Consider the following 16297-nt stretch of genomic DNA (forward strand, 5'->3'; position numbering starts at 1 on the left):
GGCAAGCGCGGCTCCCACACCGAAGGCAGCGGGCTTGCGGGCAGAGTTCCTTGCGCGACAGCGCAGCCAGAAGGGCTGGGAGATCTCCCACAGGGTTTGGCGATGAAGCTGCAATGAGTGCAGTATTGCCCGCAGCCCTCTTTTTGCTGACGATGCCCGCGTATGGATACCCGGCCGAACAACAAGCCCCAATACACCTATCAGGCAGTCTACCGCTACCTGCTCGATCGCATCGAAGCAGCCCCATGCGACGTCGAGCAACGCCTGCCTTCGCTGCGCGAACTGGCCACGCGCCTGGGCGTTTCGGTGTCCAGTACCAAGTACGCGTATGCACTGCTCGAAGATGAAGGGCGGGTGCATGCACGGCCCAAGCTAGGCTACTTCACCCGCACCCGCGTGGCACCCGTAAGCACGGAGCCCCCAGCGAACCTGCTCGACAGCGTGTTTGCCAGCGCCCGTCAGCCGGGCATGCTGGCGCTGGGCAGTGATGCACCAGCCCTGTTGCTGTCGCTGCAGCAGCCGCTGCTGATGATCGAGCGTGAACTGGCGCGCCAGTACCCGCGTTCCCAGGCGCCGTTGTACCAACCGTTCGGTGAGCCGGAGTTGCGCAGTGTTCTCGAGCTGGCTTTGCGCGCCCTCGACCTCGAGGGCCAGGTGGCGCTGGTGGAGTCGCCGTGCAATTGGGCAGTGCTGAGGCAGCTAAAGGCCGCCGGCATGGGCATCATCGAAGTGCCATTGGGCGAAGACGGGTGTTTCGACCTGCCGCACGTTCATCAACTGCTGTGCGAGTACCCCGTGCGCCTGGCCGTGCTGTCGTCGGCGGCCAACGTGCCTCAAGGCGGGCTGATGAAGGCGGCGGACAAAAAGCAAATATTCAGCCAGTGCGGCCTTTGGCGCAGGCATCGCGAATCACCTGGCCGGCGTCGGCGTACTGCTTGACGAAGCGCGGCACATGAGCGCCCCCCAGCCCTAACAGGTCTTCGGTAACCAGTACCTGGCCATCGCAGGCGGGGGAGGCGCCAATGCCGATGGTAGGTTTGGCGCTGGCCTCGGTGATGGCACGGGCGACCGGCTCGGCCACACCCTCCAGCAACAGGCTGAAAGCGCCGGCTTGCAGGTTGGCCTGTGCGTCGGCCCGCAGCGTTGCCGCGCTGTCGGGGCATAACCCCTGAGCCTTGTAGCCACCCATGGCATTGACGAACTGCGGCATCAGGCCGATGTGCACCATCACCGGAATGCCACGAGCGACCAGGAATTCGACGGTACTTGCCAGTGCCAGGTTGGCCTCCAGTTTCAGCGCATCGCAGCCGGTGCTGGCCAGCACCTGGGCACAATTGCGCAAGGCCTGTTCGTGGGATTCCTGGTAGCTGCCGAACGGCATGTCGGCAATCACGCAGGCCAGGCGGGTGCTGTCGACCACGGCGCGGGTATGGGCGATGGTTTCTTCCAGGCGCATGCTCAGGGTGGAGCGGCGGCCGTAACCGACCATGGCGGTGGAGTCGCCGACCAGGATGAAGTCGACCAGAGGGTCGATCAGTTGGGCGATGGTGCTGGAGTAGGCCGTCAGCGAAACGATCTTTTGCCGGCCTTTCATGGCGACCAGTTGCGGGACGGTGAGGCGGCGGGTACGGGTGTGGGTGCTCATCGGGGCAGGGCATCTCAGGACAGGGATGGCCCATGTTTCGGGAATTGCAGCGGCAACTCAATGTACAGATCCGGGCTTAAAGGCAACCCAGGGCAAGGGGCCGCAAAGCGGCCCCAATGGCCAGTTCAGGAGGACTGCGGCATCTCGCCCTTGGCCAGGCGGCGATTGATGTCGGCGATCACTTCCGGCAGGTCGTTGATGGTGTCGATCAGGTAGTGCGGGCGCGAGCCGGCAAACAGCGTGTGGATGCGCTTGCGCTCGCTTTCCAGCTTCTCGGCACTCAGTGCGCGGTAGCCTTCCCAGGTCAGGCCCAGGGCATTGCCCGAGCACACCAGCGCCACGGTCCACATGCCGGCACGGCGGCCTTCGAGAATACCCGGCACGGTGTCGTCGACTTTCACGCAGGCCGCCACATCGTCGATGCCCAAGGCAATCACGTTGGCCAGCGCCTGGGCCGGCCATGGGCGGCCGTTCGGGGTTTCGTCGGTGGCCACCACATGGTCGGCCACGTAGCCGTTTTGCGCGGCCAGCTCTACCACCTTGTCCATCACCACCTTCGGGTAGCCCGAGCACGAGCCGATCTTCAGGCCATCCTGGCGCAGCCCGGTCAGGGTGTCCAGGGCGCCGGGAATCAGCGCCGAGTGCACGGCAATCTTCTCGATCTGCAGCGGCATGAAGCGGTTGTAGATGGCAGTGACATCATCGTCGGTCGGCGTGCGGCCGAACACCTTGCGGTAACGCTCGGCAATGTCCGGCACGTCGCACAGGGTGCGGATGTGGTCCCACTTGCCCATGCCCATCGGGCCTCGGGCTTCTTCGATGGACACCTGCACGTCGAATTCGGCAAAGGCTTCGACAAAGATCTGGGTCGGGGCGAACGAGCCGAAGTCGACCACGGTGCCGGCCCAGTCGAGGATGGCGGCTTGCAGCTGGGTAGGGTTGCTGTAGTTCATGTGCGCAAATTCCTGAATTCGGGTGGGCAAAGGGTCAGATGTCCAGTACTTCCATTTCCCGCAGCACGTCGGCCACGGCATTCACGGCGGCCTGCATGCCGTCTGCGCCGACCACGCCGATGCAACCCACGCGGAAGGTTTCGACCTGGGTCAGCTTGCCCGGATAGAGGATGAAGCCCTTGGCCTTGACCCGCTCGTAGAAGTCCTTGAACTGGTAGCGGGCGTCGTTCGGGGCGTGGAAAGTGACGATGATCGGCGCCTGGATTTCGGCCGGCAGGAAGCTGCGCAGGCCAATGGCGGCCATGCCGTCGAGCAAGGTCTTGCAGTTGTCGGCGTAGCGCTGGTGGCGGGCTGGCAGGCCACCTTCCTCGTTGTATTGCTGCAGGGCTTCATGCAGTGCCGCGACCACGTGGGTGGGCGGGGTGAAGCGCCACTGGCCGGTCTTGGCCATGTACGTGTGCTGGTCGTGCAGGTCCATGGCCAGCGAGTGGGCATTACCTTCGGCGGCAGCCAGCGCGGTTTTTTCAGCGAACACAAAGCCCATGCCCGGCACGCCTTCCAGGCATTTGCCAGAGGCGGCGATCAGCGCTTCAAAGGGGATTTCGCGGGCATCGATCGGCAATGCGCCGAACGAGCTCATGGCATCGATGATCAGGCGCTTGCCGTGGGCCTTGATCACCTGGGCGATCTCGGGCAGCGGGTTGAGGATGCCGGTGCTGGTTTCGCAGTGGATCAGTGCAACGTGGGTAATGGCCGGGTCGGCGGCCAGCAGGCGGTCGACATCGGCTGCAGTGGTCGGCTGGTCTTCGGCGGTTTCGAAGGTGCTGTAGGTGCGGCCCAGCACTTTGCAGATCTTCGCCAGGCGTTGGCCATAAGCGCCGTTGATCAGCACCAGCACCTTGCCGTCGCGTGGTACCAGGGTGCCGATGGCGGCTTCCACGGCGAAGGTGCCGCTGCCTTGCAGGGGCACGCAGTGGTGGCTGGCGCTGCCGTCGATGATCGCCAGCAGCTGTTCGCACACGCTGGCAGTCAGTTGGTTGAAATCGCGGTCCCAGGAACCCCAGTCCACCAGCATGGCTTGGCGGGTGCGGATTGAAGTGGTCAGGGGACCGGGAGTCAGCAGGATAGGGGCGTTGCTCATTCCGTTTTTCCTCACAAGCGGTGGCGTGAAACTACGGTGCCTAGGTTGCAATTCGCGCTGCTATCAATCAAATTGTTTGTTGTTATCCGAGCTATAAGTCAGGCCGATACATATGAACCTGTTTCAGCTACGTGCCTTCGATGCCGTGGCCCGCGAGGGCAGCTTTACCCGTGCCGCCGAGCGGTTGTTCATCAGCCAGCCGGCGGTGACCGGGCACGTGAAAGCGTTGGAAGAGCACTACCAGATCACCTTGCTGCGGCGTACCGCACGGCGGGTCGAACTGACCGAAGAGGGCACCCGCCTGGCGGCCATCACGCGCGCCATGTTCGGTTTGGCCGAAGAGGCCCAGGCCATGCTGGAGGCCAACCGCCAACTGCTGACCGGGCGCCTGGAGGTGGCTGCCGATGGCCCGCACCGGGTGATGCCCATGCTGGCCATGCTGCGCGAACGCTACCCCGGCATCACCGTCAACCTGCGCCTGGGCAATGCTCAGGAAACCCTGGCAGCGCTGTTGGGCGAACATGCCGACGTGGCCGTGCTGACCGAGATCGAGCCGCGCAAGGGCCTGCATTTGCAAAAACTCTGCGAATCGCGGCTGTGCGCCTTGTTGCCGGCCGGGCATGTTTGGGCGCAGCAGGAAGCAGACCTGCCACTGGCGCAGTTGCATCAGCAGATCATGGTATTGCGTGAGCCCAGTTCCACGACCCGGCGTACCTTCGACCGGGCTTGTGGCCTGGCTGCGGTGCAGCCGCGTGTGCTGCTGGAGCTGGACAGCCGGGAGGCCGTGACCGAGGCGGTGGCGTCTGAACTCGGGATTGGCGTCGTTTCATCGACGGAAGTAGCCAACGACCCCAGGGTAGTGGCGCGGCCATTGGCCGGGGCAGGGTTGATCAACCAGCACATGATCGGCTGCCTGGAACGGCGCCGTGAACTGCGACTGATCCAGGCATTCCTGGGCCTGGCCGCCAGCACATGAGGTTTGGCTGGCATTTTCCTTATGGCGGCCTAAGATGGCCGGCACAACGCGACCCGGGTGGCCGATGAGCGAGAAAGACACCATTTCCATGCAGCTGGTGCGTGAAGCGCTGCTGCAGACTTGCCCGGGTGGCAGGGCTGATACCGTGCTGCTCGGGCGGGCCGGCATAGAGGCCAGCGAGCTCGAACACCCCCAGGCACGTGTCACTGCCGAAGCCTATGCACGGTTGTGGCGCCTGCTGGCGCGCCGTTGCAATGACGAGTTCTTCGCCATGGACCCGCGCGGGCTGCGCACGGGCAGCCTGGCCTTCCTGTGCCGCGCGGCCATGGCTCAGCCGACCCTGGGCCTGGGCCTGGAGACGGCGCTGGAATTCCTCAGCCTGATGCTCGAAGACCTGCAGCCCAGCCTGGTACGCCAGCCGGGCCTGGCAGAAATCGTCATCAACGAGCCGCAAGATGCACCGCGCAGGGCCTTCACTTATTTCACCTTCTGGATGATCGTGCATGGTGTGGCCTGCTGGCTGGCCGGCCGACGCATCCCCATCCTGGCCATTGACCTGCGCTGCGCCGAACCGCCGTTCTGTGACGACTACCGGGTGATGTTTTCCGAGAACTTGCAGTTCCAGCGCCCGCGCACGCGCATGATCATCGCCGCCGATGGCCTGGACGTGCCGTTGCGGCGCACGGCCCTGGACTTGCAACGTTTTATTGCCGAAGCGCCCGGCAATATCCTGGTCAGGTACCGCGACCCGGACAGCCTGGGGCAGCGCATCCGCCGCAACTTGCTGGCCCTTGAGCCAACCCGCTGGCCGGACGCCGACAGCCTGGCGCGGCAACTTTGCCTGTCGGCATCGACCCTGCGTCGCCGCCTGGCAGAGGAAGGTCAGACCTACCAGGGCCTGAAGGACAGTGTGCGGCGTGAGCTGGCGATTGCCTGGTTGGCCGAGGAGCGTCTGAGCATGCAGGACATCACCGCCCGCCTGGGTTTTGCCGATGGCAGTTCGTTCTATAAGGCGTTTCGCAAATGGTTCGGTTGTAACCCGGGGCACTACCGGCAGCTCGCCCAGGCGCGGGAGGGGCAGGCTGGCGCTGAGGGTGGCTGATTTCCTGCTGCTGCGGGCAGTGGCGGTCGCGCAGGCTTGGGTATTCCATTGACCCCAGGTACTGCCATGCTTGTGCACAATACAAATGCTCCAGAGACATCTGGCAGCAAGCTAGATACCGCCACCGACACCTTTATCGGCGCCATTCTGCCAGCCTGGCTGCAAAGGGCTACCCCGGCGCAAATCAACCGCCTGCGTGACAGTTTCAAGCGCCACCAGACCAACCAGGCGTCGCTGCGTGCGGCAACCTCGGCACTGATCCCGTTGCCCCGCTTCGCTGAAGAGCAATTTGCCACCCTGCTGGCCGACCGCCTGCCAGCAGGTTTGAAACTGAGCGGGTTGCAGTGGCTGCAAGTGCGTCGGGATTTTTCCCGGTTACCGGGCTTGCACTGGCCGATCTACGGGCCGGTTTACGATCGCCAACCCGCCTTGTTGCGCTTGATGCAGAACTTTCATGACGACGCTGAAATCCTGAGTGGTTCGGGGTTGGTCGCCAACGATACCGACCGCGTGTTGTTGGACGACCCTGAGCAGCTTGCCGAGGACTGCCGCCAATGGGATGCCGGTGCACGTTATCAAGCGCTGCTGGAACAGGTATTCACCCCCGCCACCCTCACCTTGCTGGCAGAAGACAAGCGTGCCGGGTTGCTACTGGCAATCGATGTGGCGGCGCTCAAGGGGGAACTGGGCAGCGAAGTGGAGGCAGCGTTGCGCTCGGTGGTCCAGGCCAGCTCGGAGCAAGTGCTGCGTGCCTACCCAGGCTTACTGACCATGCTTGGTTGCCCGATCAGTGATGCACTGGCCTTCCAGTTGCGCGGGGAGGGCGGCGAAGAAGGTGGGGTCGTGCTGTACCTGCCCAGCGACCCGAAACGCGCACTGCGCTATTTCGACTCCTGGGCATCGCTCAATCAGGCGATGGCTCAAGCATTGCAGCAGCAGGCTTACCGTCGCTACTTCAGCCAGTTGGTGGCGCTGCAGGCGCGGCCCGGGTTTCTGGCAACGCTTGAAAAGCGCCTGCAGGATGATCTGCCAGACCTTCAACTGGACGCTGCAACCGGCCACGGTGAAGTCTTCGAGCGGTTGGTCATGCAGCAGGTGAAAAGGGCCAAGGATGACGCGCGCACCCTCTTGGTGCCCACTGCCGACGTCGATCTGCAAGCCACCAAGGACCGCCTGCGGGCATGGGAAGATGCCGGGCTGGGTTTGCTCAACCTTGCTGGCCTGTTCGTTCCGGTTGTTGGTGCCATGCTGCTGGGGCAACTGCTGGTGCAAACCCTGTCGGAAGTCTATGAAGGGGCGGTTGACTGGTACCATGGGCACCAGTACGAAGCGCTGGAGCACATGCTCGGGGTCGCCGAGACACTGGCGGTTGTAGCGGCGGTCGCGACCGGCGCCACGCTGGTTGCGCGTGGTTTCCAGCGCAGCACCTTTGTCGATGGCCTTGAGCCGGTTGCCCTGGAGGGCGGGGAGCACCGCTTGTGGCATCGCGACCTGAAGGCTTATCAGGTCACGCCGGCCAGCTTGCGCCAGGATGCGCTTGGGCTGTTTGGCGAGGGGGAGCACAGGTGCATGCGGGTTGGCGAACGCTACTGCCTCGTGCATCGGCCTGAGCCGGATGGCGCCTGGCGCTTGCGCCATCCACAGCGTGACGATGCGTTCGGGCCGGAGGTCGAGTTCAATGGTGACAGAGGCTGGCGCTTGCGACACGAGCGGCCTCTGGAAATTGACGACACTGCGCGCATGCTTGGCATGCTCTGGCCGCAACAATTGCCGCTGAGCACGCAGCGGGCGCGTGCGGTGTTGTGCGTGGCGGGTATCGACACCGAGGCGCTGCGTGGGCTGTTGGTGGCGGGGCGACAGCTGCCTGTCAACCTGCGCGAAACCCTGCGGCGTTTTGAGGCCGATGCGCGTATCGAGGCGTTTTTCGAGGCGATGCAGCGCGAGCTTCCGGCCAGCGATGACCTGGAAATTCAGCAGTGGTGCCTGGCTCAACCCGCCCTGTCGGGCCTGGATGCGCAAGCCCTGCGTGAGCGTGTGCTGGCGCTTCAGGCCTCGCTACGCGAGCAGCTGTTGGCGCACCTCAGCCGGTCAGAGCTCGCGCCTGATGCCTTGCGCGATCTTGTACGGCGCGACTTCCCGAGTTTGCCTTCAGCCTATGCAGCAGCGCTGGTAGAGGATGTGAGCGAAGCGCAACGTGACCTGGCCGTGCTGGAACAGCGCCTGCCCATGAACTTGGCCACCCACGCGCGTGCCTTGCTGCAGCAAGTGCGCCTGAGCCACGCCCTTGAAGGGCTTTACCTGGGCAGCGGCTACAGCGACCAGACCGGTGAACTGGTGCTGGCCATGCTGCCGCGCTTGCCTCATTGGCCGCGCGGGCTCAACCTGGAACTGCGCCAAGGCACTGAGTATGGCCCCAGGCTGGCGGTGATCGACCCTCAGGCTGCCGAGCAGGCCACCACGGTACTGGTACACAAGGACGGTGAGTTTCGTCTGTACGATCACCGCGGTTTCGAGCGTGAGGCTGAAATCGCAGCCCCAGCTGGCGTGTTCGAGGCCATCGTGGCATGCCTGGCCCCAGCGGACCTGGCGCGCCTCGAAATAGCAGGCGATAACCCTGCGAGGGCGCTACGGGCCCGGCTTGTCCAGCGCCTACCAGCCACACAAGCCGAGTTGCGCAACCTGCTGGGCTGGCGCTCTGCAGAGCCTCGGTTCACGCCACCGCAGCGCTTGTCGGGTGGGCGTACCGGCTACCCGCTCAGCGGTCGTGGGCAGGGCCGGCACTGGGCTGAGCGGACCCTGCGCAACCGTATCCGTGAACTGTACTGGGGTTTCAATGAAGCGCAGGTCGGCACCTTCCTGCATCAGTTGCTGCTATTACCCGGCTCGCCATACGAGAACATGCTGCGCCTGGAAACCGAGTATCGCGAGCTCGACCTGGTGCTCAACCGCTGGGCGAGCGCCGAACTGAGCGACAACAGGCGCGCAGTACGCCAGCATGTAGCGGGCCTGATTCGGCGAGCCTGGCGCTTGCAAGGTGAGACAGCCCAAGGCGCGGACGTTGCTGGCGACGGCGTACGCCTGGACCTCAGTGGCCTGCGGCTGCGCGCGTTGCCTGCGTTGCCGGTGCAGGCCGACTTTGGCAATGTGACCGACCTGAACCTTGGCGGCTTGCAACTGAGCGCTGTGCCGTCGGCATTCCTGAACGGGTTCAGTACGTTGCGACGCCTGAGCCTCAACGATAACGTGTTGTTGCGTATCCCCGCCGGCATCAGCCGGTTTGACCACCTGGCCGAACTGCGGCTGGCCCATAACCGCATTCGCATGGACCTGGACGGCACTCAGGCGTTGGCGCGGCTGACTGATTTGCGTCACCTTGACTTAAGCTTCAACCCGTTGGGCTCGATTGCCTTGCGGTTCAACCAGCTATCACAACTCAGGTCTATCAGTTTACGCCGGTGTAGCTTGCTGGCATGGCCAGAGGGCTTGGAAAACTGTGGCTTTCTCGACAGCGCTGACATCCGCCAGAACCAGATTGCCCAGGTACCCGAGCACGTCATGCGCATGCCTACGGCTTTTCGCCGGTCGTTCAGGGTGGAAGATAACCCGATTTCGGTAGGCGACCGAGAGCGGCTGTTTGCAGAACGTGTGCACGAGCACGCAGAAGCGGTGCCGCCGGTGTTCGAGCCACTGGCTGTGGATGCGGACGGGCGAAGCCGCGAGCGCTGGCTCCAGCCCGTCGATGACGCTTCACGCGAAGCGAATGGGCAACTCTGGGACAGGCTGGCGGGACTGCCCGACAGTGCCGGTTTGTTCCGCTTGCTTCGCGACCTTGAGCGCACCCGGGATTATCGTATCGCCCCTGACTACCTCAACGGCCAGGTCTGGAATCTCTTGAATGCAATCGGCAACGACAGTGCATTGAGCTTGCAAGTCCTCGAGCGCGCCTCGATGGCGGTTACCTGTGTAGACAGCGTTGCCGGTCGCTTCAGCGACCTTCAGGTGCTGATGCTGACCAGCCAGGCGTTGCGCGGCGCAGCTGGGAATGAACGCGCTGCCGAGCTGTTGAGGCTGGGTCGCCAGCTGTTCCGTCTTGATGAGGTGGCCCGCTATGCCCGCAGCGATATTGCCCAGCGTCTGGCCCAGTTGCCGCCTGCCGATGCCGAGCACTATGCGAGGGCCCGCGCCCGAATCGATGATATCGAGATCGACCTGTACTACCGGGTGCACCTGGCAACCGAGCTGGACCTGCCGTTGCAACCGCGTCACATGCAGTTTGAGGGTGTTGCAGGCGTCACTGACGTGCAAGTTCAGCAGGCCCTGCAAAGCGTGCGCACTGCCGAGGGTACCCAGGCCTTGGCCGAGAGTATCAGCCAGCGTGAATTCTGGTTGAACCACCTGCACGCAGAGCATTCGCAAGCATTTGCGGCCATCGAGGAAGACTTCGCCGACCGGGGCACCAGGCTGGACGAGCAGAAAGATGCGTTGACAAGTGCTGACTATGAACAGCGCTGGAAGACGTTACTCGTGGAACGCGATGGCGAACTGCACGCCCTGGCGTTGCAATTGACCCAGGAAGCCCTGGCCAGCGAGGCGGTAGCGGAGTAATGCCGACACCGTGCAGCGGCCAAACCGGTCATCCAGATTGACAGCTTTGGCCATTGTCGCCGCGCTCAGGCGGCGCGAACATCATCGGACCGAGGGTTAACTCCAAAAACAATAAACCGGGAGTCTGACGATGCGTGATTACGCCGAGGCCGTTCGTGTGTTCGATCATGGCAAGGCTGCTGCTGCGGCGCTGCATGGCAACCTCGAAGCCCTCAATGCCTGTGTCGAGTGCTGTGACCGCCATGCCGGCAGTGACAAGTTGGCCCTGCTTTACGTGGATCGCGACGGGAACAGCGCGCGTTACAGCTTTGATCAGTTGCAATTGCTGGCCGCGCGCTTCGCCAACGTGCTCAAGGCGCAAGGCGTGGGTGCCGGGGACCGGGTGGCGGGGCTGATGCCGCGCACCCCGGAATTGTTGGTGACCATCCTTGCCACCTGGCGCCTAGGGGCGGTGTACCAGCCCTTGTTCACCGCCTTTGGCCCCAAGGCTATCGAGCACCGGCTTGAACAATCCCACGCCCGCGTTGTTGTCACCGACAGCGTCAACCGCAACAAGCTGGACGATGTGCACGCTTGCCCGACCATCATCACGGTCAACGCCCGCAGCGGCGAACTGGATTTCCGCCAATGCCTGGAGGCTGCCGCAAGCAGCTGCGAACCGGTCATGCGTTCGGCAGACGACCCGTTCCTGCTGATGTTCACCTCCGGTACCACGGGGCCTGCCAAACCGCTGGCCGTACCGCTGCGCGCCATCGTTGCCTTCCAGGGGTACATGCGCGATGCCATCGACCTGCGGCCCGAAGACAATTTCTGGAACCTGGCCGACCCGGGCTGGGCCTATGGCCTGTATTACGCCGTGACTGGCCCCTTGTCGCTGGGCCACGCCACCACCTTTTACGATGGCCCGTTCAGCGTCGACAGTTGCGCGCAGGTGATCGACAGGCTGGGCATCACCAACCTGGCCGGCTCGCCTACTGCATTTCGCCTGCTGATTGCTGCCGGCGATGGCTTTTCGGCGCCGATAAGGGGCCGCCTGCGGGTGGTCAGCAGTGCTGGCGAGCCGCTTAACCCTGAAGTGATCCGCTGGTTCGCCGACGAACTGGGCGTGACCATCCATGATCACTACGGGCAAACCGAACTGGGCATGGTGCTGTGCAATCACCATGGCCTGACGCACCCGGTGCATTTGGGCTCTGCCGGTTTTGCCATCCCCGGCCATCGAATTGTCGTGCTGGACGAGCAGGGCAACGAGCTGCCGGCCGGCCAGCCGGGCATCCTTGCGGTTGACCGCGAGCAGTCGCCGTTGTGCTGGTTCGGTGGTTACCACGGGCTGCCGACCAAATCGTTCGTCGGCAAGTACTACCTCAGCGGCGACACCGTCGAGCTGAACCAGGACGGCAGCATCAGCTTCGTCGGCCGCAGCGACGATGTGATCACCACCTCCGGCTACAGGGTCGGCCCGTTCGATGTGGAAAGTGCGTTGATCGAGCACCCCGCGGTGATCGAGGCCGCGGTGATCGGCAAGCCCGACCCGGAACGCACCGAACTGATCAAGGCCTTCGTGGTATTGGCCAAGGGCATCGCCGGTAGCGCCGAGCTTGAAGAAACCTTGCGTCAGCACGTGCGTCAGCGCCTGTACGCACACGCCTACCCCCGCGAAATCGAATTCGTCAGCGAGCTGCCCAAGACCCCGAGCGGCAAGCTGCAACGCTTCATCCTGCGCAACCAGGAAGTCGCCAAACAAAACGCGCAACAGGCCACCCCTGCCAGCGCCTGAAAGGAAACCGATCATGCAGATAGCCAACAAACACTTCATCGTCAGCGGCGCCGCCTCGGGGCTGGGGGCCGCCACTGCGCAGATGCTGGTCCAGGCCGGTGCCAAGGTCATGCTGGTCGACCTCAATGCCCAGGCCGTCGAGGCCAAGGCCCGCGAGTTGGGTGACAGTGCCCGCTTTGCAGTGGCCGACATCAGCGACGAGCAGGCCGCCCAGGCGGCGGTCGATGCGGCCGTCAGCGCGTTTGGCAGCCTGCACGGGCTGGTCAATTGCGCGGGCATCGTCGGTGCAGAGAAGGTACTGGGCAAGCAAGGCCCGCATGGGCTGGCAAGCTTCGCGAAGGTCATCAATGTCAACCTGGTCGGCAGCTTCAACCTGCTGCGCCTGGCGGCGGCGGCCATGGCCGAAGGGGCAGCCGATGAAGGGGGCGAGCGCGGTGTGATCATCAACACCGCATCCATCGCCGCCTACGACGGCCAGATCGGCCAGGCTGCCTACGCTGCCTCCAAAGGCGCCATCGCCAGCCTGACCTTGCCCGCCGCCCGCGAACTGGCACGCTTTGGCATCCGTGTGATGACCATTGCCCCCGGCATCTTCGAAACACCGATGATGGCCGGCATGACCGAAGAAGTGCGTGCGTCGCTGGCTGCTGGTGTGCCGTTCCCGCCGCGCCTGGGTCGCCCGCAGGAGTACGCCGCGCTGGCCCGTCACATTATCGAGAACAGCATGCTCAACGGCGAAGTGATCCGCCTTGACGGCGCGCTGCGCATGGCTGCCAAGTAAGGAGATTGAACATGACCCTCGCCAACGACCCGATCGTTATCGTCAGCGCCGTGCGCACGCCCATGGGCGGCCTGCAGGGCGACCTCAAGAGCCTGACCGCGCCGCAACTGGGCAGCGCGGCCATTCGTGGCGCCGTCGAGCGTGCCGGCATTGAAGCCGCCAGTGTCGAGCAGGTGCTGTTCGGCTGCGTGCTGCCGGCCGGCCAGGGCCAGGCGCCGGCACGCCAGGCAGCACTGGGTGCCGGGCTGGACAAGCACACCACCTGTACCACCCTGAACAAGATGTGCGGCTCGGGCATGCAGGCGGCGATCATGGCCCATGACCTGCTGCTGGCCGGCACCGCAGACGTGGTGGTGGCGGGGGGCATGGAAAGCATGACCAACGCCCCCTACCTGCTGGACAAGGCCCGCGGCGGTTACCGCATGGGCCACGGCAAGATCATCGACCACATGTTCATGGACGGCCTGGAAGATGCTTACGACAAGGGTCGCCTGATGGGCACCTTTGCCGAAGACTGCGCCCAGGCCAATGCCTTCAGCCGTGAAGCCCAGGACCAGTTCGCCATCACCTCGCTGACCCGCGCCCAGGACGCGATCAAGAGCGGCCGCTTTGCTGCCGAGATCGTGCCGGTAGAGGTCACCGAGGGTAAGGAAAAACGCCTGGTCAAGGATGACGAGCAGCCACCCAAGGCGCGTCTGGACAAGATCCCGCAGCTCAAGCCGGCCTTCCGCGAAGGGGGTACGGTGACGGCGGCCAACTCCAGTTCCATTTCCGACGGTGCTGCGGCGCTGGTGCTGATGCGTCGCTCCGAAGCCGACAAGCGTGGCCTCAAGCCGCTGGCAGTGATTCATGGGCACGCCGCGTTTGCCGATACGCCTGCGTTGTTCCCTACCGCACCGATCGGTGCTATCGACAAACTGATGAAACGCACCGGTTGGAACCTGCCTGAGGTCGACCTGTTCGAGATCAACGAGGCGTTTGCCGTGGTCACCCTGGCGGCCATGAAGCACCTCGACCTGCCCCACGACAAGGTCAATATCCACGGCGGTGCCTGTGCCCTCGGCCACCCGATTGGCGCCTCTGGCGCACGCATCCTGGTGACCCTGCTGTCAGCCCTGCGCCAGAACAACCTGCGTCGGGGTGTGGCGGCCATCTGCATCGGCGGTGGCGAAGCCACGGCCATGGCTGTCGAATGCCTGTACTGAGGTGAACCATGCTGGTAACTGACGAGCAACAACAGATCGCCGATGCGGTACGTGCCTTCGCCCAGGAGCGCCTGAAGCCGTTTGCCGAAGAATGGGACAAGGCGCACCGCTTCCCGCAAGAAGCCATCGCCGAGATGGCCGAGCTCGGTCTGTTCGGCATGCTGGTGCCGGAGCAGTGGGGCGGTAGCGACACGGGCTACGTGGCCTACGCCATGGCCCTGGAAGAAATCGCCGCCGGTGATGGTGCCTGTTCAACCATCATGAGCGTGCACAACTCGGTGGGCTGCGTGCCTATCCTGCGTTTCGGCAGCGAGCAGCAAAAAGAGCAGTTTCTCACCCCGCTGGCGACGGGTGCGATGCTCGGTGCCTTCGCCTTGACCGAACCGCAGGCGGGCTCCGATGCCAGCAGCCTGAAAACCCGTGCAAGGCTCGATGGCGACCACTACGTGCTCAATGGCAGCAAGCAGTTCATTACCTCGGGGCAGAACGCCGGGGTGGTGATCGTGTTTGCCGTGACTGATCCAGAGGCCGGCAAACGTGGCATCAGCGCGTTCATCGTGCCGACCGATTCGCCGGGCTACCAGGTGGCGCGGGTCGAGGACAAACTCGGCCAGCATGCCTCCGACACCTGCCAGATCGTGTTCGACAATGTGCGCGTACCGGTGGCCAACCGCCTGGGCGCCGAAGGCGAGGGCTACAAGATTGCCTTGGCCAACCTTGAAGGTGGCCGCATCGGTATTGCCTCGCAGGCCGTTGGCATGGCGCGCGCAGCGTTCGAAGTGGCGCGGGACTACGCCAACGAGCGGCAAAGCTTTGGCAAGGCGCTGATCGAGCACCAGGCCGTGGCCTTCCGCCTGGCCGACATGGCAACGAAAATTGCCGTGGCCCGGCAGATGGTGTTGCATGCGGCCGCGCTGCGTGATGCCGGGCGCCCGGCGCTGGTGGAAGCGTCGATGGCCAAGCTGTTTGCCTCGGAAATGGCCGAAAAGGTCTGTTCGGATGCCTTGCAGACCCTGGGCGGTTATGGCTATCTGAGTGACTTCCCGCTGGAGCGGATCTACCGCGACGTTCGGGTTTGCCAGATCTACGAAGGCACCAGCGACATTCAGCGCATGGTCATTGCGCGCAATCTTTGAAGGAGCAGACTGCATGGCATTCGAAACCATCCTGTTGGACATCCACGGCAAGGTCGGCCTGATTACCCTCAACCGCCCGCAGGCGCTGAATGCGCTGAATGCGCAGATTGTCGGCGAGATCAACCAGGCCCTGGACCAGCTTGAACGCGACCCGAACATCGGCTGCGTGGTGTTGACGGGTTCGGCCAAGGCCTTTGCCGCTGGCGCCGACATCAAGGAAATGGCCGACCTGCAATACCCGCAGATCTACGTCGATGACCTGTTCAGCGATGCTGACCGTATCGCCAATCGGCGCAAGCCGATCATTGCGGCGGTGTCCGGCTTTGCCTTGGGCGGCGGGTGCGAGTTGGCGATGATGTGCGACTTCATCCTGGCTGCCGACAACGCCAAATTCGGCCAGCCGGAAATCAACCTCGGCGTGCTGCCGGGCATGGGCGGCACCCAGCGCCTGACCCGTGCGGTGGGCAAGGCCAAGGCCATGGAACTGTGCCTGACCGGCCGCCTGATGGGCGCCGAAGAGGCAGAGCGTGCTGGCCTGGTGGCGCGTATCGTGCCGCAGGCGGAACTGGTGGAAGAAGCGCTGAAGGTGGCGGCGACCATCGCCAGCAAGTCGGTTCCGGTGAGCATGATGGTCAAGGAAAGCGTCAACCGAGCGTTCGAGGTTACCCTTAGCGAGGGCGTACGGTTCGAGCGTCGGGTGTTCCATGCGGCCTTCTCCACCGAAGACCAGAAAGAAGGCATGGCCGCGTTCATCGCCAAGCGCGAGGCGCAGTTCAAGGATCGTTGATCAGACTTCATCCGTTGCCGTTGCCGTTGCCGTTGCCGTTGCCGTTGCTTTTGCTTTTGCTTCTAAGCGCGCGATAGTCCAGGCGCCGCCGATTGCGACTTCAGGAGGCCGAGCGGAGGGATTGCGGAGGGAGGTGACGGGCATGGATGCCCGTCAAGCGCTGAGGCCCCATGGATGGGGCCTGCAGCG

At 64.0% G+C, this 16297-nt stretch carries 11 protein-coding genes and 1 pseudogene; 9 read left to right on the forward strand and 3 right to left on the reverse strand.

The window, feature by feature from the left end; genetic code table 11:
• Nucleotides 1-162: 162 nt before the first annotated feature.
• Nucleotides 163-873: pseudogene (locus tag ACFY9W_RS28495) on the forward strand (GntR family transcriptional regulator); the annotation flags it as partial.
• Between the two features lies 1 nt (nt 874).
• On the opposite strand, the gene panB reads toward ACFY9W_RS28495, so the two are convergent.
• The 3 genes from panB to ACFY9W_RS28510 form a co-directional block, all read right to left on the reverse strand.
• Complete coding sequence (gene panB / locus ACFY9W_RS28500; protein WP_391138026.1) at nt 875-1645, reverse strand: 3-methyl-2-oxobutanoate hydroxymethyltransferase; 771 nt, start codon at nt 1643-1645, stop codon at nt 875-877.
• 125 nt (nt 1646-1770) lie between these two features.
• Entirely contained in the window at nt 1771-2598 is an 828-nt protein-coding gene (gene phnX / locus ACFY9W_RS28505) for a phosphonoacetaldehyde hydrolase (protein WP_391138029.1), read from the reverse strand.
• Nucleotides 2599-2632: 34 nt separating this feature from the next.
• Nucleotides 2633-3739: a 2-aminoethylphosphonate--pyruvate transaminase gene (locus ACFY9W_RS28510; RefSeq protein WP_391138032.1), complete on the reverse strand. Its 1107-nt coding sequence runs from the start codon at nt 3737-3739 to the stop codon at nt 2633-2635.
• 112 nt (nt 3740-3851) lie between these two features.
• Between ACFY9W_RS28510 and ACFY9W_RS28515 the strand changes: the two genes are divergently transcribed.
• The 8 genes from ACFY9W_RS28515 (at nt 3852) to ACFY9W_RS28550 (ending at nt 16108) form a co-directional block, all read left to right on the forward strand.
• Nucleotides 3852-4715, forward strand: coding sequence for a LysR substrate-binding domain-containing protein (locus tag ACFY9W_RS28515; protein WP_391138035.1), 864 nt, complete (start codon nt 3852-3854; stop codon nt 4713-4715).
• Nucleotides 4716-4779: 64 nt separating this feature from the next.
• Nucleotides 4780-5817, forward strand: coding sequence for an AraC family transcriptional regulator ligand-binding domain-containing protein (locus ACFY9W_RS28520; RefSeq protein WP_391138038.1), 1038 nt, complete (start codon nt 4780-4782; stop codon nt 5815-5817).
• A 66-nt stretch (nt 5818-5883) separates the two neighbouring features.
• Nucleotides 5884-10422 (forward strand): NEL-type E3 ubiquitin ligase domain-containing protein, encoded by a 4539-nt coding sequence (locus tag ACFY9W_RS28525; RefSeq protein ID WP_391138041.1) that lies wholly within the window; start codon nt 5884-5886, stop codon nt 10420-10422.
• A 130-nt stretch (nt 10423-10552) separates the two neighbouring features.
• Complete coding sequence (locus tag ACFY9W_RS28530; RefSeq protein ID WP_391138044.1) at nt 10553-12199, forward strand: AMP-binding protein; 1647 nt, start codon at nt 10553-10555, stop codon at nt 12197-12199.
• 13 nt (nt 12200-12212) lie between these two features.
• A complete protein-coding gene (locus tag ACFY9W_RS28535; RefSeq protein ID WP_391138047.1) occupies nt 12213-12980 on the forward strand; it encodes an SDR family NAD(P)-dependent oxidoreductase in 768 nt (255 codons plus the stop codon).
• An 11-nt stretch (nt 12981-12991) separates the two neighbouring features.
• Nucleotides 12992-14185 carry an acetyl-CoA C-acyltransferase gene (locus tag ACFY9W_RS28540; protein WP_391138050.1) on the forward strand — a complete coding sequence of 398 codons (1194 nt, stop codon included), beginning with the start codon at nt 12992-12994 and terminating at the stop codon, nt 14183-14185.
• 8 nt (nt 14186-14193) lie between these two features.
• Nucleotides 14194-15321 carry an acyl-CoA dehydrogenase gene (locus ACFY9W_RS28545; protein WP_391138053.1) on the forward strand — a complete coding sequence of 376 codons (1128 nt, stop codon included), beginning with the start codon at nt 14194-14196 and terminating at the stop codon, nt 15319-15321.
• A 13-nt stretch (nt 15322-15334) separates the two neighbouring features.
• Nucleotides 15335-16108, forward strand: coding sequence for an enoyl-CoA hydratase (locus ACFY9W_RS28550; RefSeq protein ID WP_391138056.1), 774 nt, complete (start codon nt 15335-15337; stop codon nt 16106-16108).
• Nucleotides 16109-16297: the final 189 nt, after the last annotated feature.

Origin of the sequence: Pseudomonas sp. NPDC008258, assembly GCF_042956345.1 — a bacterium.
GTDB lineage: Bacteria > Pseudomonadota > Gammaproteobacteria > Pseudomonadales > Pseudomonadaceae > Aquipseudomonas.